Origin of the sequence: Oerskovia sp. Root22, from assembly GCF_001429135.1 — a bacterium.
GTDB classification, from domain to species: Bacteria; Actinomycetota; Actinomycetes; order Actinomycetales; family Cellulomonadaceae; genus Oerskovia; species Oerskovia enterophila.
Genome location: NZ_LMIL01000010.1, coordinates 270,670 through 295,211, shown reverse-complemented (window position 1 = coordinate 295,211; position 24,542 = coordinate 270,670). Strand labels below are relative to the sequence as shown.

The window sequence follows — 24,542 nt, the reverse complement described above, 5'->3', positions numbered from 1 at the left end:
CGGTGGTCTCGCGCGCGCAGGACCGCCCCTCCAAGATGCTCAGCATGCTGAGCGTTGGCATCCTGGAGGTATGAGCACCGACCGACACACCACCACGTCCCAGCCGGTCGCGGTCCCCACGACCGCCGACCGGGTCCGCCAGGTCACCGTCCTCGTCGGGGCCGTGATCGCGATCGTGGGGGCCGCGTTCGGCTCCGGCGCGTTCGGTGGGCAGGCCGTGCAGAACGCCTCGGGAGGGGCCCTCGCGGCCGATGCCACCCCGGTCGCCCCCGACGGCCCGGCGTTCTCGATCTGGTCGCTGATCTACCTGGGGCTCGCGGTCTTCGCGGTCTACCAGGCGCTCCCACGCCACGCCGCCGACGCCCGGCTGCGCGCCGTGTCCTGGTGGGTCCTGGCCTCGATGCTGCTCAACGCGGCCTGGATCGGTGTGGTCCAGACGGGCGTCCTGCCCCTGAGCGTCGTGGTGATCGGGGTCCTCGTCGCGGTGCTCGCCCTGATCCTCGTGCGGCTGGTCCGGACCCCGCCCACGAGCGGAGCCCAGGCGCTCGTCCTCGACGGCACGGTCGGCCTCTACCTGGGCTGGGCCAGCGTGGCGACGCTCGCGAACGTCGCCGCCGCGCTCACCGACGCGGGCGTGGGCGACCTGGTCCTCGGGGCGACCGTCTGGGGTGTGCTCGTCGTCGCCGCCGGCGCGGTCCTGGCCGTCGCCTACGCGGTCTTCGCGGCGAGGCGACCGGTGGTCGCGATCGGCATCGGGCTGGCGATGTCCTGGGGACTGGGGTGGATCGCCTACGGCCGGGCGAACGGTCCGCTGGTCGACACCACGGTCGCGGTCGCGGCCGGCCTCGCTGCGGGCGTCGCGCTCCTGGCCCCTGTCGTGACCACGCTGCGCGCACGGCGCGGCTGACGCGCCGCCGTCGGGCCTGGCACCTCCCACGGCCCGGCACCCGCCCCGCCCCCGACGCGCGAGGGGCGGCCCTCGCCGTGCGAGGACCGCCCCGAGCGTCGAGCAAGGACCCTACGGGTAGAGCCCGCGGATCTGGTGCGCCTCGGCGGTCCGTTGGATGCCGATGACGAGCGCGGCGTCGCGCAGGCTCAGCTCCTCGCGGCGCGCCAACGACGAGACCCCCTGGTAGGCCACGTGCATGCGGTGCTCGAGCTTCTCGCCGATCTCCTGCTCGGTCCACCAGTACGCCTGGTTCGCCTGGACCCACTCGAAGTAGGACACGACGACGCCGCCGGCGTTCGCGAGGATGTCCGGCACCACGGTCACGCCGTTCTTGGCGAGGATCCGGTCGCCCGCGGCCGTGGTCGGGCCGTTCGCGCCCTCGACGACCCAGCGCGCCTTGACGGTGTGCGCGGTCACGTCGTCGAGCACGCCCTCGACCGCGGCCGGGATGAGCACGTCGACCGGCAGCGCGAGCAGCGCGTGGTTGTCGATCGGCTCGGCGTCCTCGAAGCCGACCACGGTCCCGGTCTCGGCGACGTGCCGGAACAGCGCGGCGACGTCCAGTCCGTCCTCGTCGTGGATGCCGCCGTACTGGTCGCTCACCGCGACGACCCGGGCGCCGTGGCCCGCGAGGATCGCGGCGGCGTGCGAGCCGACCTTGCCGAAGCCCTGGACCGCGACCGACGCGTCGGAGAGCTCGAGGCCCGCCTCGGCGAGCGCGGCCCTGGTCGTGTGGACCACGCCCTGCGACGTGGCCGTGGTGCGCCCGAGCGAACCGCCCACGGGGATGGGCTTGCCCGTCACGACGCCCGGGATCGTGTAGCCCCGGTTGACCGAGTAGGTGTCCATGACCCACGCCATGGTCTGCTCGTTGGTGCCCATGTCCGGTGCCATGATGTCCCGCTCGGGGCCGATCACGGGCATGATCTCGCTCGTGTAGCGACGGGTCACGCGCTCGAGCTCGGCCTGCGAGTACTCACGCGGGTCGATCGACACGCCGCCCTTGGCCCCGCCGTACGGCAGGTCGACGACGGCGCACTTCCAGGTCATCCACATCGCGAGCGCGCGCACCTCGTCGATGTCGACGCTGGGGTGGTAGCGCAGACCGCCCTTGCCGGGGCCGCGCGAGACGTTGTGCTGGACGCGGTAGCCGCGGAACAGCACGATGTCCCCGCTGTCGCGTCGGAGCGGGACCGAGACGTTGACCTCGCGGCGCGGGGTCGCGAGCATCTCGTGCAGGCCCGGGTCGTAGCCGAGGATCTCCACCGCGTTCGCGAGCTGGCTGTGGGCCGTCGCGAGGGCCGAGGCCTTCTCAGGGGTGGGTGCTGGCTGGGTGGCACCGCTCGTGGGCGGCGTGGACGTCGTCGTCACTCTTCCTCCGGGTGATGAGGGATTCCTCGCGGTCCCGTGGTGAGGGACCGTGTCCGACCAACGTACCGCCAGGTCGGGGCGTGATTCACGTCCGCGCCCGTCCCGGCGGTCGTGTCCTCACCCGAGCGCGTCGATGCTCGCGAGCTCGTCGGGGGTCAGGGAGAAGCCCGTGACGTCGAAGTTCGTCTCGATCCGTGCCGGGGTCACCGACTTGGGGATCACGACGAACCCGTGATCGAGGTGCCAGCGCACGACGACCTGCGCGGTGCTCACGCCGTGCGCCCGGGCGACGGCCTGCAGGGCGGGGGAGTCGAGGTTCGTGCGCTTGAACGGGCTGTACCCCTCGAGGACCACGCCGCGCTTGGCGTGCTGCTCGACGACCTGCGCGTCGTAGTCGTCAGGGCCCCACGGAATCTGGTTGACCGCGGGCGTCTCACCGGTCTGCTCGGACAGGATGTCGAGCTGGTCCACCGAGTAGTTGGACACCCCGACCGATCGCACGAGGCCCACGTTCCGCGCCGCGAGCAGCTCGGCCCACACCCAGGGCGAGGCGTCGCCCGACGGCGGCCAGTGGATGAGCCACAGGTCCAGGTAGTCCGTGCCGAGCAGGCGCAGCGACTGCGCGAGGGTCTCGTGCTCGCGCCCGACGTCGGCGGGGCGCAGCTTGGTCGTGAGGAACACGTCCTCGCGCGGGACGCCCGACGCGGCGAGGGCACGGCCGACCTGCTCCTCGTTGCCGTACATGGTCGCGGTGTCGATGTGCCGGTACCCGACGTCGAGCGCGTGGCGGACCGCGCGGTAGCAGTCGTCGCCCTCGGACTGCCAGGTGCCGAGGCCGAGCAGGGGGATGTCGCCGCCGGGCAGGGCGGCGGTGGGGATCGAGGTCATGGGTCCCAGTCTTGGCACGGCCGGCGCGGGTGCGCGACCGGGAGCGCGTACGGCCCGGGGCGGGCCCCCGCGGGCGTCCTTCCGTGGCGACCGGACGCGCGCTGCTCACTCCTCGTCCAGGACGACCGTCACCGTCCGGGGGCCGGGGCAGTCGTCGTCGGGGCTCTCTGCCCGCCAGTCGAGCTCGACGACGCGGTCGAGCGCGACGTCGCCCGTCGAGGTGCGCTCGACCGTGACGACGACCTCCGACGGCGGGGAGAAGGTGGTGCCGGTCCAGACCGGCCCGGTGACCGTGGGCGGGGACGGCGCTGCCGGTGCGTCGGCCGAGCCGTCGGACGGCGCGGCGACGGACGGATCTGCACCACCGGAGAGGTCGGCGATCGGCGGAGCGTCCGGGGCCGGCACCAGCTGCACCGTGCCCGCGCGGACGAGGTCGCAGCCCCCGGTACCCGGCGGGCACTCGACCGCGACGTCGAAGGCCTCGCGGTCGGGCCACGAGTCGGCGAGCCGCACCTCGAGCGTCGACGCGTGCATGACGAGCGCGCAGGCGACCACGTCGTCGCCCACACCGCACGCCGCCAGCAGGGGGAGCACCGCGGCACCGAGCACGAGCGCGCCGGCAGTGCGTCGGGGACGGTCGTCGTGGCGCACGGGCACAGGTCTCCTCGTCGTCGGGGGGATCCCTTCGATCCTCGTCGCCCCGAGGCTAGGCGGCTCGGCGCGACACGTCACGCCGACTCGCTCACCGCCGCGCCCGGCGCCGGAACGACGACGGCGTCTCGCCCGTCAGGCGCGCGAAGGTCCGGGTGAACGCGGGCTGGTCGTAGAAGCCCGTGACGACCGCGATCTCGGCGATGGGGGAGTCCGTCGCCGCGAGCATCTCGGCCGCGCGGTCGACCCGGGCGCGGAGCACGAGCTGGCGCGGGCTGAGCGAGAACACCCGGCGCACGCGCCGGTCGAGCACCGCGGGCGTGCACCCCGCGAGGGCCGCGAGGTCGGCGACCGTGAGCGACTGGCCGAGGCGTGCCTCGATCCCCGCGACGAGCCGCGCCATCGAGTCCATCGAGGCGTCGTCGGCGTCGTCCTCGCGCAGGTCCTGCGAGACCGAGACCAGCCCGACGAGGCGACCTGCGCCGTCGTGCACCGGGAGCTTGGACGTGAGGAACCAGCCGGGCGTACCGCCCAGGCGGCGGATGAGCTCGAGCTCGTTGCGCAGCGGGCGACCCGTGCGCAGCACCTCGGCGTCCTGCTGGTCGTAGCGCTCGGCGAGCTGCGGCACGAACAGGTCCGTGGCGCGCCGCCCCAGGACCGTGCGGCGCGAGCGTTCGGTGGTGCGGGCCACGAAGACCCGGTTGACCAGCACGTAGCGGCCCGTGACGTCCTTGGCGCAGAACATGGTCGACGCCAGCTCGTCCATGAGGTCGACCATCGCGGGGCTGAGGGCAGCGAGCAGCGCCTCGCCCTCGGGCCAGGTGCGCGGTGCGGTGGGCTTGTCCGGAAGTGGTGCCATGACAGCCCGGATCGTACAAGACGAAGCGTCAGCATCGGGGGCAGGCTAGGGAGATGAGCGACGACGCCCTCGCGGCTACACCACACGCGGAGGACCGGTCACGAGCCGGCACCGCTGCGCCCCTGCACCCGGCCGACAGGGCCGACGGCCCGACCAGCACATCGACCGACGCCCCGATCGCCGACCTGACCGACGACGCCGCGCGCCTCGCCCGCAGCTGGATCGCCGCGGCGGAAGCGGCCTCCGAGGGGGCGCGCGAGCGCAGGACCGCCGAGCGGCTCGGCGCACTGGTGTCCGACCCCGCGGGCCTCGAGCTCGCCGTGCGCTTCGTCGACAACGTGGCGCGCCCGCAGGACGTCCAGGTCGCCGCGCGCGAGCTGGGCCTGCTGGGTGAGCTCGCGGGAGGCGCCAAGGGCTTCCTCGGCCCGGTCGACACCACGCTGCTGCGGCTCGGCGCGCGCATGGCGCCCGTGCTGCCGACGGTCGTCGTGCCCGCCGCGCGGATCCGCCTGCGCCAGCTCGTGGGCCACCTCGTGGCCGACGCCGGCCCGGGTCTCGGCAAGCACCTCGCGCGCACGCGCGCCGAGGGGTACGCGCTCAACGTCAACCTCCTCGGAGAGGCCGTGCTCGGCGAGGACGAGGCGCAGGCCCGTCTCGCCCGGACCATCGCGCTCGTCGAGCGCCCTGACGTCGACTACGTGTCGGTCAAGGTGTCCTCGGTCGCGTCCCAGCTCGTCACGTGGGACCTCGAGGGGTCGCGCGACCGCGTCGTCGAGCGGCTCCTGCCGCTGTTCCGCGCAGCGCGCGACCACGGGGTCTTCCTCAACCTCGACATGGAGGAGTACCGCGACCTGGCGCTGACGACCGAGGTCTTCCAGGCGATCCTGGGGCGCGAGGAGTTCCGCGCCCTGGAGGCCGGGATCGTGCTCCAGGCGTACCTGCCCGACGCGCTCGGCGCGCTCGACGGCCTCACCGCGTTCGCGACCGAGCGCGTCGCGGCGGGCGGCGCCCCCGTCAAGGTGCGCCTCGTCAAGGGCGCGAACCTCGCGATGGAGAAGGTCGAGGCCGAGCTCCACGGCTGGGAGCAGGCGCCCTACCCGACCAAGCCCGACGTCGACGCCAACTACGTGCGCCTCGTCGACCATGCGCTGCGCGCCCCGCGCACCGACGCCGTGCGGATCGGCGTCGCGAGCCACAACCTGTTCCACGTCGCGCTCGCGATCCTCGCCGCGCGTGCACGCGGGGTCAGCCACGCGCTCGACATCGAGATGCTCCAGGGCATGGCGCCCGGCGAGGCGCGGGCCGTGCGGGACGAGGTCTCCCGGGACGGCGGCCGCGTCGTCCTCTACACGCCGGTCGTCGCGCGCGAGGACTTCGACGTCGCGATCTCCTACCTCGTGCGCCGTCTCGAGGAGAACGCGGCCGAGCAGAACTTCCTGCACGCCATGTTCGCTCCCGAGGACCAGGCCCCGGACACCGCGATGGACCGCCAGGAGGCCGCGTACCGTGCCTCGGTCCTTCTCGGCACGCACTACGCCGACGCGGACGTGACGCCGCGTCGTCGGGTGCGCGACGCCGTCGGGCCACGCGGCACGGCGACGCCCGACGGCACCGTCGGGTCCGGGTTCCGCAACGCCTCCGACACCGACCCGGCCGTCGCGGCGAACCGTGCCTGGGCCGCGCGGGTCGTCGGACCGGACTCCGGGTACGTGCCCGCGCAGTCGCCCGAGGTGACCAGCACGGACGAGGTGGACGACGTCGTCGCGCGCGCCGAGAAGGCCGCCGCGGCCTGGGCGCAGGTCGCCCCCGCGGACCGCGCCCGCGCGCTGCGGGCCGTGGCCGTGCGGCTCGAGGACGCCCGCACCGCTCTCGTGACCGCCATGGTGCACGAGCCCGGCAAGACCGTCGCCGAGGCCGACCCCGAGGTCAGCGAGGCCGTCGACTTCGCGAGCTACTACGCGCGGTCGGCCGAGGCGCTCGACCAGGTGCCCGGCGCGACCTTCACGCCCGACGGCGTGACGCTCGTGACCCCGCCCTGGAACTTCCCCGTCGCGATCCCCGTGGGCGGGATCGTCGCGGCGCTCGCGGCCGGCTCGGCCGTGGTCGCCAAGCCGGCCCCCGCGACGCCGCGCTGCCTCGAGGTCGCGGTCGATGCGATCCACGCGGGGCTCGCCGACGCGGTCGCGGACGCGCCCGCGGGCAGCAGCCTCACGCCCGAGGCCGTGCGCGACGTCGTGCAGCTCGCGCGCGTGCCCGACGGCGACCTGGGGCGCCATCTCGTGACGCACGAGGGCGTGGCCCGCGTGATCCTCACGGGTGCGATCGAGACCGCGCAGATGTTCGCGTCGTGGCGCCCCGGCCTGGACGTGCTCGCCGAGACGTCGGGCAAGAACGCGATCGTCGTGACCCCCTCGGCGGACCTCGACCTCGCGGCGGCGGACGTCGTGCGCTCGGCGTTCGGCCACGCGGGGCAGAAGTGCTCGGCTGCCTCGCTCGTGATCCTCGTCGGCTCGGTCGGCGACCAGCGCACCGAGACCGGCCGCCGGTTCTCGGTGCAGCTCGTGGACGCGGTCCGCTCGCTCGCGGTGGGACCGGCGACCGACGTCTCGACGACCATGGGACCGCTCACCGAGGTCGCCGAGGGCAAGCTCCTGCGCGCCCTCACGACGCTCGAGCCCGGGGAGCAGTGGCTCGTCGCGCCGCGCCGGCTCGACGAGGACGGGCGTCTGTGGACCCCGGGCCTGCGCTCGGGCGTCGCGCCCGGCTCGTTCTTCCACCTCACCGAGGTGTTCGGCCCCGTGCTGGGCGTCATGACGGCCGCGACGCTCGACGAGGCGATCGAGCTGCAGAACGCGGTCTCGTTCGGTCTCACGGGCGGAATCCACAGCCTCGATGACGCCGAGGTCGACACCTGGCTCGACCGCGTCCAGGTCGGCAACGCGTACGTCAACCGGGTCATCACGGGGGCCATCGTTCAGCGCCAGTCGTTCGGCGGCTGGAAGCGCTCGGCCGTGGGCCCCGGCGCCAAGGCCGGTGGGCCCAACTACGTGGCCGAGCTGGGCATGTGGAGCGACGCGGTCGTCCCGGGTGAAGGCCCGGCGGGCGGCCTGCCCGACGGCGGACCCGTCCCCGCGCGCGAGACCTCGCCCGAGGCCTGGCTCGCGTGGGCACGGGCCGACGACGCCCGCCGGTGGGCGCACGAGTTCGCGGTCGAGCACGACCCCTCGGGGCTGCACGTCGAGTCCAACCTGTTCCGGTACCGGCCGATTGACGTGCTCACGGTCCGGGTCGGGACGGGGGCTGCGCCCGTCGAGGTCGAGCGTGTGCTGTCCGCGGCGCGCACGGCCGGGGTGCCGGTCGTCGTGAGCCGTGCCGACGGGCCGTCGGGCGTGAGCGACGAGCTGTTCGCCGCGGCGGTCGCGCGCGGGGAGGTCACGGGCAGGGTGCGCGTCGTGGGCGCGGCGCCCGGGCTGCGCGAGGCTGCGGCCGGCCACGTGGGCGACGTGACGGTGCTCGACCACCCGGTGCTGGCGAGCGGTCGGCGCGAGCTGCTCACGGTCCTGCGCGAGCAGGCGATCAGCCGGACGATGCACCGGTTCGGGCACGTGACGCGCTGAGACAGTCTGCCCGGGACGCCGAGCCCGAGGCCCGTCCGGCGACCACCGCTGGTCACCGGAGAAGCCTCGGGCTCGGCACGGGGAGGTGTCGGTAGGGTGCCCCGCATGGACCCTCTCGCACGCCGCGCCTCCAAGCGGTGGAACAGGACCGCACGCACGCGCGTCGACACCCACGGGTACCCGGCGCGTCATTTCGCGCTCAGCCTGCCGGACGGGGAGGGACGGGACGACGTCGCCGCCCTGTTCGAGCGCGTGGCGGCCGAGGTACGGGCGATGGGACTGAAGGCCGAGGACATCATCTCGATCACCTACGAGGAGATCATCGACGAGGACGGCCACTGGCCGAACTTCGTGGTGACGTTCTCCCCGCGCAAGCACCTCGGGCCGCGGGGGCGCTGAGCGGGACTGTTCCGCTCGAGGGCGAGCACGGACGCGGGCTACGTGCGGCGTTCGAGCTGCGGCAGGTCGTCGTCGTGGAGCACGTCGGACAGCCGACGGCCGGCCAGTGCAGCGGCGTACCGGGCGTCCGTCCCGAGGGGGTGCGCCTCCTGGAGCACGTGCCCACGCACCCCCAGTGCTGCGAGCCGTCCGCAGAGCTCGAGGACGTCCGCGCGCGAGTGGACGGTCGGGTCGACGGTCGTGCGGATCTCGTGGTCGACTCCCGAGCGCTGGAGCACCGCGAGCGACTTGTAGGCGGCCTCGCCCGAGGGGCGCGCGCCCGTGACGAGCGCGTAGTCCTCGGGCAGGTGCTTGATGTCGAGGCCCACCCAGTCGACGAGCGGCAGGACGTGCTCGAGCCGCACGGGCCAGGGCCCCGCGGTGTGCAGCCCGACGGCGAGGCCCAGGTTCCGCACGTCGGCGATCGCTGCGGGGAGCGCGGCCTGGAGGGTGGGCTCCCCGCCCGAGAAGACGACCCCGTCGAGCGCTTCGCGGCGCCGCTCGAGGAACGCGACGACGTCGGGCCAGGAGATGGGGCTCGTGACGTCTCCCGGCGCGACGGCGGCGAGGTCCGGGGCGTGGCAGTAGGTGCAGCGCCAGGGGCAGCCCTGCAGGAACACGGTCGCGACGAGGCGCCCCGGCCAGTCGACGGTCGAGAGCGAGGTCATGCCTGCGACCGCGAGCGGCGCGAGCGTGCGGCTCCGGTGCGAGCTGGTGCGGTGTCCTGCGGTCGGCGACCCGGCCGGGCGGCCGCAGGGACCCGGAGGAGTGCTCGCGAGGGCGGTCATGACAGGTCCTTCCGTCCGTGGATGGTTGTCGGGAAGCCCTCCCGGGCGCGCACGGGTCGGCGTCGACGCGACGTCCCTCGACCGTACGCGCGTGTGACCCGCGACTCACCGACGCATCTTGTGAGAACTTTCACAAGATGCGTCGATCGCGGTGTCCGGCGCGCCGCGCACCCCCCGACCCTTGTTTGGGTGTCAAGCGTCCTTTACTCTGAACGCATGCTGCACCGAGCCCTCCGGACCGTCGTGCTGCTCGACCTCGCCGTGCGCTCCCGTGCGCACCGGGCACGCCTGGTCGCCGCCTGATGGAGAACCACGTGCGCACCCGCCGTGCGGCTCTCGGGCTCACGCAGGCCGAGCTCGCCGAGCGGCTCGGGGTCTCCCGCCAGACCGTCATCTCGATCGAGCGCGGCCGGTTCGACCCGAGCCTCCCGCTCGCGTTCCGGTTGTCCGCCCTCCTCGGCGCGTCGATCGAGGAGCTGTTCGTCCCCGCGGACCACGACGTCCGCACCGATCCCCGCTAGGAAGAGGCCCCCGTGCTCGGAGTCTGGATACTCGTCGTGGTCGCGCTCCTCGTCGCGTGGCTCGCGTTCCTCGGCGCGACCGACCGGATGACCCGCAACGGTCTGATCGGGATCAGGACGCCCGCGACGCAGCGCAGCGACGCGGGGTGGATCGCCGGGCACCGGGCGGCGCTCAGGGTCGTGGTCCCGGGGGCGGCACTCGTCGTCGTGGTCGCGCTCGTGGTGACGGTCCTCGAGCCCGACGGCGCCACGGACGTCGCGTTCTTCGCCGTCGCGGGTGCGTTGCTCGTCGAGGTGGTCGTCGCGGCCGTGGTCGCCGAGGTCGCGGCCCGTGGCGTGGACGTGGGCCGGGGCGACGAGCGCGCCGACCAGTGGGACGTCGACTGATGCTGCGGTTCATGAGGTCGGTGACGCTCGCCGACCCCTGCTGAAGAGTGGCGCCCGACCGCTCGCGTCGCCACGGAGGTCGGGGCGCTCCGGGGCCGAGATGCGGCCAACGGGGGTCGAATCGCTGAGAAGACCCCCGTTGGCCGCATCTCGCGGGGCGAGGAAGTGGTGGGACGTGCGCGGACGCTCACCACCGACGAGGGGAGAGGTCTGGTACGGACGCGTGCCGGATACCGCCACTGCCTACCGTCAGTCCGACGCCCCGCGGATGAGCTCGGGGGAGAAGACGCGTGCCGACTCCTTCACGGGGCGGTCGGCGATGAGGTCGAGGAGCATGCCGGTCGCAGCCTTGACCATCTCCACCACGGGGTTCTGGACCGTCGTCAGGGCGGGGCTCGTGGTCGCGGCGACGCCCAGGTTGTCGAAGCCGACCACCGCGACGTCGCCCGGCACGGACCTGCCCCGGGCGCGCAGGACGCGCAGCGCGCCCTCGGCCATGAGGTCCGACGCGGCGAAGACCGCGTCGATGTCCGGGTGGCGGTCGAGGAGCTCCTCCATGGCCGCCGCCCCGCCTGCCGCGGCGAAGTCCCCGTAGGCGATCGCGTCGTCGGGCAGGCCCGCCGAGCCCAGGGCCGCGCGCCACCCCGCGAGGCGGTCCACCGCGGCCGTCATGTCCTGCGGTCCGGCGATCGTCGCGATGCGGCGGTAGCCGCCGTCGAGCAGGCGCCGGGTCGCGATGCGACCACCCTCGACGTTGTCGACGTCGACGTAGACCAGGTCGTCCATCGCGGTGAAGGGGCGCCCGACGAACACCGCGGGCAGCGGCGAGGCGAGCACCGCCCCCTCGAGGTCGTCCTCGCGGTGGTGCGAGGTGATGATCGCGCCGTCGACGTGACCGCTGCGCAGGTAGCGCACGATCCGGCCCGCGTGCTCGTCGGGCCGGGCGATGAGCAGCACGAGCTGCAGGTCCGTCGGGGCGAGGGCCGCACTGACCCCACGGAGCGTGCCCGAGAGGAACGGGTCCGTGAGGATGCGCTCGTCCGGCTCGGGTACGACGAGCGCGATCGAGTCGGTCCGTCGCGTCACGAGCGAGCGGGCCGCACGGTTCGGGGTGTACCCGAGCTGGAGGACCGCGGCGTCGACGGCGGCCTGCGCCTCGGGAGAGACGCGCAGGCCGCCGTTGATCGCGCGGGACGCCGTCGAGCGGGACACGCCGGCGGTCTGGGCGACCTCGTCCAGGGTCGGCGCGGAACTCAAGGTGCTCATGGTCTCAGTATCCTGCCAGGCCACGATGAGAGAACTGCCACGATCGGCGTCGACGCGCTAGGAGCGCGCGGGGACGGCGTTGTCGGCCGCCACCTGGGCGAACCACCGACCGCTGGCCTTGACGGTGCGCTCCTGGGTCTCGTAGTCGACCCGGACGACCCCGAACCGCTTCGAGTAGCCCCACGACCACTCGAAGTTGTCCAGGAGCGACCACGCGAAGTAGCCGCGCACGTCGGCGCCGTCGACGATCGCGTCCTTGACGGCCCGCAGGTGGGCGTCGAAGAACTCGAGGCGGTTCTGGTCGTCGACCGACCCGTCGGCCTCCACGACGTCGTCGTAGGCGCAGCCGTTCTCGGTGATGTAGAGCGGCACTCCCGCGGGACCCGTGTAGTCCGCCTGGAGGCGGTTGAGCAGGCGCGTCAGGCCCTCGGGCTGGATCTCCCAGTTCTGGTCCGTGACGGGCAGACCGCGCGGGTGGTTGAACACGCCGTCGGCGGCCGGGTAGGGGCTCGACGTCCTGCGCTCGACCGGGGCGTCGCCCACGAGCTCGGTGCTCGCGGGACGCGAGGAGACGAGCTCGCCGTGGTAGTAGTTCACACCGAGCGCGTCGATGGGCGACGAGATGATCGCCAGGTCGCCGTCCTGGACGTGGTCGGCGAAGCCGTACTGCGCGACGTCCGCGAGGACGTCGGCCGGGTACTCGCCCTTGATGACCGGGTCGAGGAAGATGCGGTTGAACTGGCCGTCGATGCGGCGGGCCGCGTCGACGTCGCCCGCGTCGTCGGGGTCGACCGGGTCGGCGACCGTGAAGTTGAGCGTGATCCCGAGGTTCGCCTCGGGGGCCCGCTCGCGCAGCGCCTGGACCGCGAGGCCGTGGCCGAGCAGCAGGTGGTGCGCCGCGGCGAGCCCGTCGGGCCGGCTCTGGCGCCCGGGGGCGTGGATGCCGCCGGTGTACCCGAGGAAGGCCGAGCACCAGGGCTCGTTGAGGGTCGTCCAGACCCCGACCCGGTCGCCGAGCGCCTCGTGCATCGTCACGGCGTAGTCGGCGAACCGGTAGGCCGTGTCGCGGTTGGTCCACCCGCCCTGGTCCTCGATCGCCTGCGGGAGGTCCCAGTGGTACAGCGTGATCCAGGGCAGGAGGTCCTTGGCGAGCAGCTCGTCGACGAGGCGCGAGTAGAAGTCGAGCCCCTTCTGGTTGACCGCTCCGCCGCCGGGCTGCACGCGCGCCCAGGAGGACGAGAACCGGTACGTGTCCAGGTTCAGGTCGGCCAGGAGCGCGACGTCCTCGCGGTAGCGGTGGTAGTGGTCGCACGCGACCTCGCCGTCGTCGCCACCCAGGACGGCGCCCGGGATCCGGCAGAACGTGTCCCAGACGGAGTCCTCGCGGCCGTCGGTGTGCGCGGCCCCCTCGATCTGGAACGCGGCCGTGGCGGCGCCCCAGAGGAATCCCTCGGGGAACGGGACGCGCCCCGTGGTGCCCAGGGTGCGGGGCGTGATGATCTCGGTCATCCCTTGACAGCTCCTTGCATGATGCCGGCGACCAGCTGGCGACCGGTGAAGATGAACAGCACGATCAACGGCAGGGTCACGAGGAACACTCCTGCCATGACGAGCGAGTAGTCCACGAAGTAGTTCGCCTGGAGAGAGCGCACCACGAGCGGCAACGTCGGGTTCTCCTGGTTCAACACGATGGACGGCCAGAAGAAGTTCGTCCACTGCTGGACGAACGTGAACAGCCCGAGCATCGCGGCGGCGGGCCGTGCCGCGGGCAGCGCGATCGACCAGAACGTCCGGAACATCGACGCACCGTCGACGCGTGCGGCCTCGATGAGCTCGTACGGCAGCGACTCGGACAGGTACTGGGTCATCCAGAACACGCCGAACGCCGTGACGAGCGCCGGCACGATCACGGCCTGCAGCTTCCCGATCCACCCCAGGTCCGACATGAGGATGAACATGGGGATCACGCCGAGCTGGGTCGGCACGGCCATGGTCGCGATGACGAAGACCAGCAGGGGCCCCCGGCCGCGGAAGCGGAGCTTGGCGAACGAGTAGCCCGCGAGCGTCGAGAACAGCACCACGGACAGCGAGGTGATGACCGCGATGATGACCGAGTTGGTGAACGCCTTCCAGAAGTTGATCGCGCTCGAGCCGACCACCTCGGCGAACTGGGTGAACAGGCTCATGTCCGGCAGGAGCTGCGGCAGCGCGCTCTTGGAGATCTCCTCGGGGGTCGAGGAGCCCAGGATGAGCGTGAAGTACAGCGGGAAGACCGAGACCAGCAGCACGAGCCCGAGGACCGTGTAGGTGACCCAGCCCGGGCGGCGGGTGTGGCCGCCCGTGCCCTTGCGGACGGGGCGACGGTTCGGGCGGCGGGCCGCGGCGCGAGCGGCGCCGGCTCCGGCGGTCTGCGCGACGACGGGGATCGAGCTCATCGCTTCTTCCGTTCGTTCGGAGCGCCCGTGGGCGCGCTGGTGCTGCGGGCGGGGGCACCGCTGGGTCGGCCGGAGGCGTTCTGCGCGCGGACGGCCGCGGCAGCGGCCTTGCGTCGGGCACGCTGGACGCCGCGGGGGACCTTCTTGCTGGGGCCCGACGTCGAGATGCTCCGCGTGATCGCGAAGTTCACCAGGCCGATGAGCAGGATGACGATGAACAGGATCCAGGCGATCGCGGCCGCACGGCCGAAGTTCTTCTGGTTGCCCCACGCGACGTCGTAGAGGTAGAGCACGGTCGTCATCCACTGCCGGTCGGCGCCGCCGAGCCCCTGGGCGTCGAACGCACGGACCTCGTCGAAGATCTGCAGGCCGCCGATGGTCGAGGTGATGATGACGAAGATGATCGTGGCGCGGATCTGCGGGACGGTCACGGAGAAGAACTGGCGGAAGCGTCCGGCGCCGTCGATGATCGCGGCCTCGTAGAGCTCGCGCGGGACGGCCTGCATCGCGGCGAGGAAGATCAGCGCGTTGTAGCCGGTCCAGCGGAAGTTGACCATCGAGGCGATCGCGACGTGGCTCGCGAGCGTGTCGGCGTGCCAGCGGATGGGGTCGATCCCGAACGTCCCGAGCACTCCGTTGATGAGGCCGTACTGGTCGGCGAAGAGGCGCCCGAAGATGAGGCTGACCGCGATGGGGGCCACGACGTAGGGCAGCAGGACGCCCATGCGCCAGAACGTGGCGGCGCGCAGGTTCTGGTCGAGCAGGGCCGCGATGATGATCGCGCAGATCACCTGCGGGACCGAGGACAGCAGGAAGATCGAGAAGGTGTTGCGCAGCGACTTCCAGAAGGTGGGCTGCGCGAGCACGTCGGTGAAGTTCTGCAGGCCGACGAAGTCTCCCTGTCCGCCCAGCAGGTTCCACTCGTGGACCGACACGAACGCCGTGTAGATCAGCGGGAAGAGCCCCGTGATGGCGAAGAGGATGAAGAACGGGGAGATGTAGAGGTAGGGGGAGAGCTTGACGTCCCAGCGGCCGAGCCGCTGGGAGAAGCCGACGCGGCGCGAGGAGCGGCGCGGCGGTTCGCCGAGGCCCTGGGAGGGCTGGGTGGGAGAGAGGACGGTCATCTGACTTTCCTGTGCTGGGTCGAGCTGGGACGCGGTGCCCGACGGCGGGCTGGGGCGTGGGAGCGCGGGGTGACCTCCCGGAGAGGTCGCCCCGCGCACCGGATCAGCTCAGGCCCAGGTCCTTGTAGGCCTGGACTGCCTTGTCCCACGACGCCTGGGCGTCGGCGGTCTTCTCGACGTCGACGCGCTTGATGGCGTCCTGGACCGTCTGGTGGATCGCGAAGTAGTTCGCGCCCTTGAACGGGGCCCCGTCGATCGCGAGCGCACGGTTGACGAAGATGGTGCCGACCGGTGCGTCGTTGAAGAACTCGTTGGTGAAGGACTGCACGGCGTCGGACTCCTGCGCCTCGACCTGCGAGGGGAAGGTGCCGGCGTTGGTGAACGCCGTGGTCTGCTGCGCGGGGTCGGTCAGCCAGGCGGCGAGCTCCTTGGCGGCGTCGGCGTTCTTGCCCGACGCGGGGACCGTGAGGAACGAGCCGCCCCAGTTGAGGCCGCCGCCGGGGAAGACGTCAGCGACGTTCCAGCCGGTCACGCCACCCGAGCGCTCCTCGACCGGGCCGGTCATCCATGCGGGGCAGATCATCGTGGCGAAGCCGTTGTTCTGGAACGCGGCGTCCCAGTCGGCGCTCCACTGCTCGAGCCCGGCGGACAGGCCGTTGGTGGCCGACTGCTCGACGACCGTGTTGTAGATGTCCTGGATCGCGGTGTTGGTCGCGAGGTCCTTGGCCGTGCCGTCGGACTCCTCGTAGGCGTTGTCGATCTGGTTGACCATGCCCTGGGAGATCGACATCGCGCTGTCGTACCAGGCGGCGTCGCTCGCGGCCGTGAAGGTGGCGCCCGCGGCGAAGTAGTCGTCCCAGGTCGCGTCGGCCCCGCCGAGGAGCTCGGCGACGGCTGCCGGGTCGGTCGGGAGGCCTGCGGCCTCGAACAGGTCCTGGCGGTAGCAGATCGCGCTCGGGCCGATGTCGGTGCCGTAGCCGATGACCTTGCCGTCGGGGGTCGTGGCCTGCTGGACCTTCCAGTCGACCCAGCGGCCGTCGAGCGAGGCGTCGGTCAGGTCGGTGAAGAGATCGGGGTACTGCATGAGCTCGGGGAGCCAGTCGACCTCGATGGCTTCGATGTCGGCCAGGCCGTCGCCACCGGCGGCGAGCTTGGTCGTGAGGTTGGTGCGTGCGTCCTCGGACTTCGCGGCCTTGGTCTGCTTGACCTCGACGTTGGGGTGCTCGGCGGTGTACGCCGCGAGGAGCTCGTCGGTGTAGCCGAAGTCGTTGAACGTGGCGACGGTGAGGGTGATCTTGTCGCCGTCGGAGGAACCGCTGCCGTCGTCCGACGAGCCGGAGCCCGAGGAGCAGGCGGTCAGGGTGAGGGTGAGGGCCGCGAGCCCTGCGACGGCGGCGGTTGCCGTGCGGGTGCGGGTCGGACGGGTGCTGCTCAGCACGATGACTCCCTTGTCGATGATCGGCGTGGCAGCGCTCCCATGGTCAGGGGTGGTAGCGCTCCCACGAAGTGCCATGATGGTGGCCCGCCAGTTCTGGGGATGTCAACCTCGCGACGTGACATTCCGTCGTGGAAACGCTCCCACGCGCGTGTCCATGCAGGTCAGAGCGTTACGGTCGCGCCGACCGTTCCCCAATCGTTATTGGTTCCCGACCGCCTGGAAAGTAATATGGACGGTCGTTCAACTCTGCTCGCGGCGGCGACCGGGCGGACGATCGTGCAGGCCTCAGGGGGCCGTGAGCCACTCCACGCCGGCCTGCTCCTCCGACGTGAGGGTCGCGCGGACAGCACCGGCCGCGGCCTCCTCGACGGCTGCCGCGAACAGGGGGACCGTGGCCTTGAGCTCGCCGTCGTACGCGTGCCGAGTGCCGCCGTCGGGCAGGGCCTCGAGCGTGACCGTGCCGGTCATGCGCACGGGTGCTCCCGTGATCTCGAGCGAGACCGTGCCGCGCCGGACGTCGCCGTCCGCGGGCTCCCACACCTCGGCCTGGCGGACCTCGAGCGCGTTGCCCACGAACGCGCGCAGGTGACCCGGGATCTGGTCCGTGGGCAGCGTGCGCCGCACGACCACCGAGAAGCCCTCGTCGATCGAGCCCGTCACGTCGGCGAGCTCCACGAGGGCCTGCGGGCCGCCCGTGCGCTGCGCGCGCCAGCGGACGAAGGCCTCGCTCGCGAGCATCCGGGTGACCTCGTCGAGACCGGCGGGGTAGTGCAGATCGACGCTCAGGTGCACAGGTTCTCCTCGGGACGTGCTGACCGGCGCGCAGGGTGCGCCAGGGAGTCCGACTCTACCGAAGGAGGGGCCCCGATCCCGTGAAGACGCCCGCGGATGCGTACGCTGGGGCTCGTGTCTGCCATGAGTGACTTGATCTCCCGCCACGCCGAGCTGTCGCCTGCCGACAACGAATGGCTGCACCTGCTCGTCGGCGACTGGCAGGTGGTCTCCGACCTGGCCTTCGCGGACCTCGTCCTGTGGCTGCCCACCGACGACGGCAGCTTCGTCGCCGTCGCGCAGTGCCGGCCCAGCACGGGGGCCACGGTCCACTACGACGACATCGTCGGCTCGACCGCCCCCGAGGGGCAGCGCCCCCAGCTCGAGCGGGCGCTGTCCGAGGCGCGGTCGCAGCGCTCGCGCGAGCCGCGCTGGTTCGGGGCGTACGCGGTGCGCGAGGAGGCCATCCCCGTCGTCCACAACGGGCACGCGATCGCCGTCGTCGCGCGCCAGACCAACCTCGGGAGCGGGCGCACGCCCAGCCGGCTCGAGCTCAACTACGTCGAGGCCGCCGACGACCTCATCGCGATGATCTCCCGGGGCGAGTTCCCGGCGCCCAACGCCGCGACCGGCCCGCGTCGGGGCGCGCCCCGCGTGGGCGACGGCCTGATCCGCCTCAACTCCGAGGGTGAGGTCCTCTACGCGAGCCCCAACGCGCTGAGCTGCTTCCACCGCCTCGGGGTGATCGGGCCGCTCGTGGGCCGCTCGCTCATCGAGGTCACGACGGACCTCATCGAGCACCAGACACCCGTCGACGAGTCCCTGCCGCTCGTGGTCATGGGCCGCGCCCCGTGGCGCACGGACATCGAGGCCCGCGGGGTCGCGCTCTCGCTGCGGGCCCTGCCGCTCACCGAGTCGGGGCAGCGGATCGGTGCGGTGCTGCTGTGCCGTGACGTCTCCGAGCTGCGCCGCCGTGAGCGCGAGCTCATCACCAAGGACGCGACGATCCGCGAGATCCACCACCGCGTCAAGAACAACCTGCAGACGGTCGCTGCCCTGCTGCGTCTCCAGGCGCGCCGGATGGACGTACCCGAGGCGCGCGCGGCCCTCGAGGAGGCCATGCGTCGCGTCGCGACCATCGCGCTGGTCCACGAGAGCCTCTCGCAGACCCTCGACGAGGAGGTCGAGTTCGACGACATGGGCGGGCGCGCGCTGCGCCTGGCTGCCGACGTGGCCTCGGCCGACACCAAGGTCCGCACGGTCCAGACGGGGAGCTTCGGACTGGTGCCGGCGGAGGACGCCACGCCGCTCGCGCTCGTCCTGACCGAGCTCGTGACCAACGCAGTCGAGCACGGGTTCTCGAACCGGACGAACGGGACGGTCGAGATCGACGCGCAGCGCGAGGGGTCGGCGTTGCGGATCATCGTCGCCGACGACGGGGTGGGCATGCCCGTGCCCGGGACCGAGCCCTCGGAGAAGCCCAAGAAGAGCGGCCTGGGCTCCCAGATCGTCGCGACGCTCGTGTCCAACGAGCTGGGCGGGACCATCGAGTGGTCCGATCGTCCGGGAGGCGGGACGCAGGTCGTGCTGCAGCTCGTCCTGCGTGACGGCGGTGGATCGCGCCAGGGGTGACGAGCGCCTCGACGGAGAGGATCCAGAACGTCGACAATTCTCTTCCCGAGGCAAACATAAAGGGCCGTCACCAGCAGGTGACGGCCCTTTATGAGAAAAGTATGTGAAGCTCAGCCGGCGCGACGAGCGCGAGCGGTGCGGCGCTTGAGCGCACGACGCTCGTCCTCGGACAGGCCGCCCCAGACTCCCGCGTCCTGACCGGACTCGAGTGCCCACTTGAGGCAGGTGTCGACGACGTCGCAGCGGCGGCACACGGCCTTCGCCTCTTCGATCTGGAGGAGGGCAGGTCCGGTGTTCCCGATCGGGAAGAACAGCTCCGGGTCTTCGTCCAGGCAGGCTGCGCGGTGGCGCCAGTCCATGTGAGGTCTCCTTGGCATGACGAGCAAGGCCCCAGGTGGAATGGTGTCGGACGCACGTCCACAAAAGGGCTTCAGGCTCAGGTGGGGGGTAATTGATGCTTGAACTAGGTTCACATCTTGAGAAGCCCAGCACAAGGGGTTGCCGGAAAGTTTCTGCGACGTGAACGGTGAGGTCTTGGTCACACTTCGGTGAAGGTGCAGGTCACGCGTAGTCTGGGTTGTCGTGGCAGCTGTGAGGACTCCGAATCAATCCACGCCCGAACCTCCTGAGGACGGTTCGGGCCCGTCGACCCCGCCTGTGAGTGGTCTGCGACCGCTCGCGCTGTGGGTCGTGATCGCCGGGATCGGGCTCGAGGCGGTCGCGCTCGTCGTCGGCGCGCTGCTCGTCCTGGTCGAGCTCGTCTCGGGCAGGTCGTCGGCCGTGGGCGTCTCGATCTTCCTGGTCGTGTTCGCCCTGGGGGTCGCCGCGGTGCTCGGTGCGAGCGCGCGAGGACTCCTGCGCGGACAGCGCTGGTCCCGGTCCCCGGTGGCCACCTGGCAGCTGCTGCAGGTCGTCGTCGCGTTCAGCTGGCTCCAGGTGGAGGTCACGGCTCCGGGGATCGCGGTCATGGTGCTCGCGGTGGTGGTGCTCGTGTGCCTCATGCTGCGTCCGGTCGTCGTCGCGACGACGCGCGACACAGTCCGCACGGAGAGCTGACCGGGCGAGCGGAGTCGTCGGCCGGCCAGCTCGCCGCACCCCGCCCCGGCCGCACCTCACCCGGCGAACGCGACCTGCACGGGCACGAGCTCGCCCGAGCGGACGAGCACGGCCCGACCCGCGGGCCCCGCGCCAGGGTCGAGCACCCGCTCGAGCGACATCCCGAACACGTCGCCGCTGCCGCGTTCGCCGGGGCGCAGCACGACCCCGCAGCGCGCTGCGCGCACCTCGGCGAGCGGACCCCGGTGCGCCGTCGCGGCGGCGACCGTCGACGCGGAGGCCAGGAGCACGACTCCCGTCCGGACGAGTCCCGTGAGGACCTCGACCTCGAGCGGGCACGCCTGCTGGAGGACTTCGAGGTCGTCGACGACCACGACGTCCCCCGGGGCCGGGGGTGTGGCGGCGAGCAGGTTCAGCGCCGTGGCTGCCTCGAACGGGGAGAAGGTGCTCGTGACCACGAGGTCGCCCGCGCACGCAGCGGTGGTCACGAGCTCCGCGAGACGCGGGTCGCGCGAGAGCACGGCCCGCACCCGGCCCGTCGGCAGCGCGTACCCGAGCACGAGGAGCAACGCGCTGCTCCGCCCGCTGCCCCCCGGGCCGACGACGAGCCCACCCGCGGTCACGTCGAGGCACACCGGTACCGCGGCGTCACCGCCGATCCCGACGGGTACGGCCCGCAGCGAGTCTTCGCCCGGTCCTGGGAGGTCCGCCGGGAGCAGGAGGCGGGGAAGGGGTGCGAGCCGAAGGGGGGCCGACCTGCCGTCGTCGTGGGCCGGCGCGTCCGAGGACGCGTCCCGCGCGAGCGGCGTGGTGTCGACCACGACCTGGCACTCGACGGGCTCGTCGGACCCGAGCCACACGCCGCGCCCTGCTCGCCCGCCGCGCCCCGCGAGGCGTGAGGGGACGCCGTGCGCGACGTCGTCGTGCACCGCGCTCGAGGTCAGCACGAGCCGCGGCCCGACGCGGTGCGCGAGCCCGCCCAGTCCCGGCGTCTGCCCCGAGAGGGCGACGTGCACGCCGCGTGCCTCCCCGTCGCCGAGGAGGCGGCCGAGGAGGTCGGCCCCCGCGCCCCCGGCCAGGAGCCCGAGCGAGGCACGCAGGTCCTCGATCCCGTCCAGCACCACGAGCGTGGGGCGGCGCCCGGCCCGGGCGAGCAGGAGGTCGACGAGCCGGGCGACGCGGCGTGGGTCGTGCTGGTCGACGACGGTCCCGCAGCCTGCGTGCTCCCGCAGGGCGGGCCCCGTGAGTGCGGGGTCCTCGGCGACCACGTGCACGTCCCACCCCCGGTCGAGGGCGGCGACCGCGAGCGCCCGCAGCGCCGTGGAACGCCCTGAGCGCGGTCGGCCGACGACGGCGAGGTGCCCCTCGCCGACGTCCCACGTCACGACACCTCGGCGCTGCTCGGCGGGCAGGTCGGAGAGGGCCAGGGGCAGGCGTTCGGAGGCGTCGCCGGGGGAGGTGCGCGCGCCGGGAAGGTCCGACGGCGTCACGCGCCTTGGCAGGCCCGGGAGCCAGGGCGCGGGGTGAGGGGTGTGCGCCGCGGTCGCCGCGGCCTCGCGGGCTGCCGCGACGAGGACCGTCACCAGGTCGGGGGCGTCCGGCTCCGGCGCAGGCACGGGGAGGGGGGCCGCGCCCCACCGTGGTGCGGGGCGCACGGTGTCCGTCCCCCGTGGGGCTGGGGAGGCCGCATGGGCGCACTGGAACGCGAGGGGCGGACCGTCGCCGCGGCGCAGGACGGCCCGCCCGGGGCGGTCGACCGGTATCCGGGCGGCGTGCGGTGCGTCGATCACGTCGTGCGAGTCGCCCGCGTCGACCTGCCGCAGCGCGACCCGCAGCGAGATGTTGGCGCGCATGTCCGCGGTGACCGCGCCGGCGGGCCGCTGGGTGGCCAGGACGAGGTGCACCCCGAGCGAGCGCCCCTGGGATGCGAGGCGCAGGAGCCCGGGAAGGAAGTCCGGCAGGTCGTCCGCGAGCGCCCGGAACTCGTCGACGACCACGAGCAGGCGGGGCAGGGCGCCGGGCGGCAGGTCCTCGAGGCACGTGGCTCCCGCGCCCGCGACGACGTGCTCGCGGCGGCGAAGCTCGGCGCGCAGCCCGGCGAGCGCCCGGCCCGCGAGGCCGGGCTCGAGGTCGGTGACCTGCCCCACGACGTGCGGGAGCCCGACGCACCCGCCGAAGCTCGCGCCGCCCTTGTAGTCGACGAGCGCGATCGCGAGGTCGCGCGGGGACGTGGTGAGGGCCAGGCCCAGGACGAGCGACTGGAGCAGCTCGGACTTGCCTGCGCCCGTGGTTCCGGCGACGAGTGCGTGCGGGCCGTCCCGGACGACGTCGACCAGGACCGGTCGGCCGGACGCGTCGAGCCCGAGCGGGACCGGGAGACCTGGGGTGGTCGACGCGTTCTGGGCGGACGCCTCCCACCGGAGCGCGACGTGGGTCGCGAGCGAGCGGGGTACGTCGGCCACGGGGGCGGCTGCCTCGTTAGCCGTGAGCCCGAGGAGCGCCGCGAGGGACACCGTGACGGGAAGCCCGGAGGCGGCGGGGTCGGACGGTTCCCAGGCGGTCGGGGTGCCCGCGCCGACGGGCCAGCGCCCGAGCCGGGCCGTCGCGGCGAGGTGCCGGGCGTACCGCTCCGCCCAGCCGGCGGTCACACCGAACCAGGGGGCGGGCCCGTCGCTGCCGTCCGCGAGGTGCCACCTGCCGTGCGTGGCGTCGAGCACGGTCCGGCACCAGGCGGGCACGGTGATCTTGTCCGGGGTGAGCAGGATCAGCCGGTCGTGCGGGCCCCGGGCGGCCCACCACCGGTCGAGGGCCTGGGCGCCGTCCCGGCGGCCGTCGCGCCGGGCAGGGGAGTCGTCGACGAGCAGCGCGCGGTCGGTCGTGGGGGCTCCCGGAGAGGTGTCCCGGCGCCGGGAGGCCCGGGGGAGCCAGCGCAACCACGCCCACTCGTGCGCGTCCTCGTCGGCGTGCACGGCCTCGACCGTCGCGCCCGAGGCGACCTGGGCCAGGAGGAGCGTGCGGGCCGCGGCGAGCCGGTCGGCCCGCTGCCCGACGACGGCCACGCACCCGTCGGGGAGCCGTGCCCCCGGGGCGCGGGGTGGCCCGGTAGGCGTGCCGGTCCCGGGGGCTGGACCGAGACTCGTCGCCGGAGCGGCACCCTGCGCGCGCGACGGGTCGGGAGCGGCGCGGTGGACCGCGATCACGGCGGTCATGAGGTCTGCCGGGCTCGGGACCGGCGGCCCGCAGTCGGCGGCCTCGGTCGCCGGCCCGGGGACGCGGTCCGGGCCCACGTCTCTGCCCGCACCCGTGCCCCGTTGCGCGCCGGCGAGGGAGGGCATGCCGACAGGGTCCGTACTAGTTCGCGGCGCGACCGGTCGCCCGGCGTCCGCACCCCCACCGGGGGAGCGCCGGGGGCCCGTGCTGACGCCCGGCACCGGTCGCCCGACCCGACCGGCAGCAGGGCCGGACCCGTCCTGCCCGGGTGAGCGACGTCGTCGGGCAGCGACGAGGAGCGGGACCACGAGCATGAGCGGACCGAGCAGGGCCAGGAGCGCGAGCACGGGCTGACGCAGCGTGGCCGCGAGCGCGAGCGAGCCGACCGCGGGGGTGAGCGCCATGGCGATCGACTGACCGCTGAGGCCTGGACCGACGGCCGGCGCCGGGGCGGGGAGGGGCAGCGCGCTCGTGACGGCCCACTCCTCGAGACGGGGACGCGGGCGCAGGTCGTGGACCGCGGCGCCCACGAGCAGGACCCTGCCCGGGGGCCAGGGCCGGAACCGAGGGCCCCGCACCCGGCGTGGACGCACGCCGGGGGACTCCCACGTGACGCGGGCGCCCCGGACCGAGACCCGGACCGCGGCCCGGACCCGCGGGCGCCGCCCGGTCCGCCGGGTCCACGGGAACGCCGCGCCGCGCCGCGCCGCGAGCGTCACGACGACCGTCGCCCCACCGGCCCCCGAGGTGGCCAGCACGAGCCTCGAGCCCTCGTGCAGGGCGTGCAGCCCGCCGCTTCCCGGACCCGACAGGACCGCGACGTGCCAGGGCGTCCGCAGCGCCTCGGCCTCCGGGTCCTGCGCCCCGGCGCTCGCGGACGGACCCGACCCCGGTGGAAGTGCGCGCAGCGTCGCCCCCGGGAGCAACGGCCGGGTGCCGACGAGGTGGTCGTCGTGCACGAGCACCCCGTCGACCGCGAGCGGCGAGACGAGCAGCTCGGGCCGGCGCGCGAGGCGCGCGAGGTCGGCCCGGAGGTCGCCCAGGCGGGCGCCGGGCTCGAGCAGGACGTCGAGGCCGGGATGGAGGGTCATGCGCACGAGCCGATCCTGGCGCTCGGGCGGACGCCCCCGCAGACGACGAC

At 73.4% G+C, this 24,542-nt stretch carries 20 protein-coding genes; 7 read left to right on the top strand and 13 right to left on the bottom strand.

The genetic code is table 11. The features are described from left to right. Window positions 1–70: 70 nt before the first annotated feature. On the top strand, window positions 71–907 hold the full coding sequence (locus ASE15_RS14990; protein ID WP_056764122.1) for a tryptophan-rich sensory protein: 837 nt from the start codon (window positions 71–73) through the stop codon (window positions 905–907). A 111-nt stretch (window positions 908–1,018) separates the two neighbouring features. Here the strand turns inward: ASE15_RS14990 and ASE15_RS14985 are convergent, their stop codons facing one another. The 4 genes from ASE15_RS14985 to ASE15_RS14970 form a co-directional block, all read right to left on the bottom strand. Beyond that, entirely contained in the window at window positions 1,019–2,320 is a 1,302-nt protein-coding gene (locus ASE15_RS14985; RefSeq protein WP_056645886.1) for a Glu/Leu/Phe/Val dehydrogenase, read from the bottom strand. A 117-nt stretch (window positions 2,321–2,437) separates the two neighbouring features. Further along, window positions 2,438–3,208: an aldo/keto reductase gene (locus tag ASE15_RS14980; protein ID WP_056645890.1), complete on the bottom strand. Its 771-nt coding sequence runs from the start codon at window positions 3,206–3,208 to the stop codon at window positions 2,438–2,440. A gap of 105 nt (window positions 3,209–3,313) precedes the next feature. Beyond that, complete coding sequence (locus ASE15_RS14975) at window positions 3,314–3,859, bottom strand: hypothetical protein (RefSeq protein ID WP_157257359.1); 546 nt, start codon at window positions 3,857–3,859, stop codon at window positions 3,314–3,316. Window positions 3,860–3,950: 91 nt separating this feature from the next. After that, on the bottom strand, window positions 3,951–4,718 hold the full coding sequence (locus ASE15_RS14970) for an AraC family transcriptional regulator (RefSeq protein WP_056645896.1): 768 nt from the start codon (window positions 4,716–4,718) through the stop codon (window positions 3,951–3,953). 53 nt (window positions 4,719–4,771) lie between these two features. Here ASE15_RS14970 and ASE15_RS14965 point away from each other — a divergent pair, with 53 nt between their 5' ends. Then, complete coding sequence (locus ASE15_RS14965; RefSeq protein WP_082618486.1) at window positions 4,772–8,335, top strand: proline dehydrogenase family protein; 3,564 nt, start codon at window positions 4,772–4,774, stop codon at window positions 8,333–8,335. A 105-nt stretch (window positions 8,336–8,440) separates the two neighbouring features. After that, window positions 8,441–8,734, top strand: a complete 294-nt coding sequence (locus ASE15_RS14960; RefSeq protein ID WP_056764120.1) for a hypothetical protein — start codon at window positions 8,441–8,443, stop codon at window positions 8,732–8,734. A gap of 38 nt (window positions 8,735–8,772) precedes the next feature. Here the strand turns inward: ASE15_RS14960 and ASE15_RS14955 are convergent, their stop codons facing one another. Continuing rightward, the gene (locus ASE15_RS14955; RefSeq protein WP_082618485.1) at window positions 8,773–9,561 is read right to left on the bottom strand and encodes an anaerobic ribonucleoside-triphosphate reductase activating protein; all 789 of its coding nucleotides are present in this window, start codon (window positions 9,559–9,561) and stop codon (window positions 8,773–8,775) included. Between the two features lie 302 nt (window positions 9,562–9,863). Here ASE15_RS14955 and ASE15_RS14950 point away from each other — a divergent pair, with 302 nt between their 5' ends. Together ASE15_RS14950 and ASE15_RS14945 are read left to right on the top strand one after the other, a co-directional pair. Further along, window positions 9,864–10,082 carry a helix-turn-helix transcriptional regulator gene (locus tag ASE15_RS14950; protein ID WP_056645901.1) on the top strand — a complete coding sequence of 73 codons (219 nt, stop codon included), beginning with the start codon at window positions 9,864–9,866 and terminating at the stop codon, window positions 10,080–10,082. 12 nt (window positions 10,083–10,094) lie between these two features. Continuing rightward, complete coding sequence (locus ASE15_RS14945; RefSeq protein ID WP_068624490.1) at window positions 10,095–10,469, top strand: SdpI family protein; 375 nt, start codon at window positions 10,095–10,097, stop codon at window positions 10,467–10,469. A gap of 249 nt (window positions 10,470–10,718) precedes the next feature. Here ASE15_RS14945 and ASE15_RS14940 read toward each other — a convergent pair whose 3' ends face one another. The 6 genes from ASE15_RS14940 to ASE15_RS14915 form a co-directional block, all read right to left on the bottom strand. Then, on the bottom strand, window positions 10,719–11,735 hold the full coding sequence (locus ASE15_RS14940; protein ID WP_056645908.1) for a LacI family DNA-binding transcriptional regulator: 1,017 nt from the start codon (window positions 11,733–11,735) through the stop codon (window positions 10,719–10,721). Between the two features lie 57 nt (window positions 11,736–11,792). Continuing rightward, entirely contained in the window at window positions 11,793–13,244 is a 1,452-nt protein-coding gene (locus tag ASE15_RS14935) for a GH1 family beta-glucosidase (protein ID WP_056645911.1), read from the bottom strand. After that, window positions 13,241–14,170, bottom strand: coding sequence for a carbohydrate ABC transporter permease (locus tag ASE15_RS14930; protein ID WP_056645914.1), 930 nt, complete (start codon window positions 14,168–14,170; stop codon window positions 13,241–13,243). The genes ASE15_RS14935 and ASE15_RS14930 overlap by 4 nt, the downstream gene beginning before the upstream one ends. Further along, on the bottom strand, window positions 14,167–15,294 hold the full coding sequence (locus tag ASE15_RS14925) for a carbohydrate ABC transporter permease (protein ID WP_056764118.1): 1,128 nt from the start codon (window positions 15,292–15,294) through the stop codon (window positions 14,167–14,169). The genes ASE15_RS14930 and ASE15_RS14925 overlap by 4 nt, the downstream gene beginning before the upstream one ends. Before the next feature lie 103 nt (window positions 15,295–15,397). Beyond that, window positions 15,398–16,732: an extracellular solute-binding protein gene (locus tag ASE15_RS14920; RefSeq protein ID WP_056764116.1), complete on the bottom strand. Its 1,335-nt coding sequence runs from the start codon at window positions 16,730–16,732 to the stop codon at window positions 15,398–15,400. A 285-nt stretch (window positions 16,733–17,017) separates the two neighbouring features. Next, entirely contained in the window at window positions 17,018–17,524 is a 507-nt protein-coding gene (locus ASE15_RS14915; RefSeq protein ID WP_056645924.1) for a DUF2505 domain-containing protein, read from the bottom strand. A gap of 123 nt (window positions 17,525–17,647) precedes the next feature. Between ASE15_RS14915 and ASE15_RS14910 the strand changes: the two genes are divergently transcribed. Next, window positions 17,648–19,135: a sensor histidine kinase gene (locus ASE15_RS14910; protein WP_056646729.1), complete on the top strand. Its 1,488-nt coding sequence runs from the start codon at window positions 17,648–17,650 to the stop codon at window positions 19,133–19,135. Between the two features lie 110 nt (window positions 19,136–19,245). Here the strand turns inward: ASE15_RS14910 and ASE15_RS14905 are convergent, their stop codons facing one another. Then, entirely contained in the window at window positions 19,246–19,494 is a 249-nt protein-coding gene (locus ASE15_RS14905; RefSeq protein ID WP_056645926.1) for a WhiB family transcriptional regulator, read from the bottom strand. A gap of 298 nt (window positions 19,495–19,792) precedes the next feature. On the opposite strand from ASE15_RS14905, the gene ASE15_RS14900 reads away from it, so the two are divergent. After that, window positions 19,793–20,191 (top strand): hypothetical protein, encoded by a 399-nt coding sequence (locus ASE15_RS14900; protein WP_056764113.1) that lies wholly within the window; start codon window positions 19,793–19,795, stop codon window positions 20,189–20,191. Between the two features lie 56 nt (window positions 20,192–20,247). Here ASE15_RS14900 and ASE15_RS14895 read toward each other — a convergent pair whose 3' ends face one another. Next, window positions 20,248–24,492, bottom strand: coding sequence for an FtsK/SpoIIIE domain-containing protein (locus ASE15_RS14895; RefSeq protein ID WP_157277239.1), 4,245 nt, complete (start codon window positions 24,490–24,492; stop codon window positions 20,248–20,250). Between the last annotated feature and the right edge of the window lie 50 nt (window positions 24,493–24,542).

Excerpts from the sequence above, each read along its gene's own strand:
- ASE15_RS14990 (WP_056764122.1), top strand. The coding sequence starts at position 71 with ATGAGCACCGACCGACACACCACCACGTCCCAGCCGGTCGCGGTCCCC.
- ASE15_RS14980 (WP_056645890.1), bottom strand. The coding sequence starts at position 3,208 with ATGACCTCGATCCCCACCGCCGCCCTGCCCGGCGGCGACATCCCCCTG.
- ASE15_RS14970 (WP_056645896.1), bottom strand. The coding sequence starts at position 4,718 with ATGGCACCACTTCCGGACAAGCCCACCGCACCGCGCACCTGGCCCGAG.
- ASE15_RS14965 (WP_082618486.1), top strand. The coding sequence starts at position 4,772 with ATGAGCGACGACGCCCTCGCGGCTACACCACACGCGGAGGACCGGTCA.
- ASE15_RS14960 (WP_056764120.1), top strand. The coding sequence starts at position 8,441 with ATGGACCCTCTCGCACGCCGCGCCTCCAAGCGGTGGAACAGGACCGCA.
- ASE15_RS14955 (WP_082618485.1), bottom strand. The coding sequence starts at position 9,561 with ATGACCGCCCTCGCGAGCACTCCTCCGGGTCCCTGCGGCCGCCCGGCC.
- ASE15_RS14950 (WP_056645901.1), top strand. The coding sequence starts at position 9,864 with ATGGAGAACCACGTGCGCACCCGCCGTGCGGCTCTCGGGCTCACGCAG.
- ASE15_RS14940 (WP_056645908.1), bottom strand. The coding sequence starts at position 11,735 with ATGAGCACCTTGAGTTCCGCGCCGACCCTGGACGAGGTCGCCCAGACC.
- ASE15_RS14935 (WP_056645911.1), bottom strand. The coding sequence starts at position 13,244 with ATGACCGAGATCATCACGCCCCGCACCCTGGGCACCACGGGGCGCGTC.
- ASE15_RS14930 (WP_056645914.1), bottom strand. The coding sequence starts at position 14,170 with ATGAGCTCGATCCCCGTCGTCGCGCAGACCGCCGGAGCCGGCGCCGCT.
- ASE15_RS14925 (WP_056764118.1), bottom strand. The coding sequence starts at position 15,294 with ATGACCGTCCTCTCTCCCACCCAGCCCTCCCAGGGCCTCGGCGAACCG.
- ASE15_RS14910 (WP_056646729.1), top strand. The coding sequence starts at position 17,648 with ATGAGTGACTTGATCTCCCGCCACGCCGAGCTGTCGCCTGCCGACAAC.
- ASE15_RS14905 (WP_056645926.1), bottom strand. The coding sequence starts at position 19,494 with ATGGACTGGCGCCACCGCGCAGCCTGCCTGGACGAAGACCCGGAGCTG.
- ASE15_RS14895 (WP_157277239.1), bottom strand. The coding sequence starts at position 24,492 with ATGACCCTCCATCCCGGCCTCGACGTCCTGCTCGAGCCCGGCGCCCGC.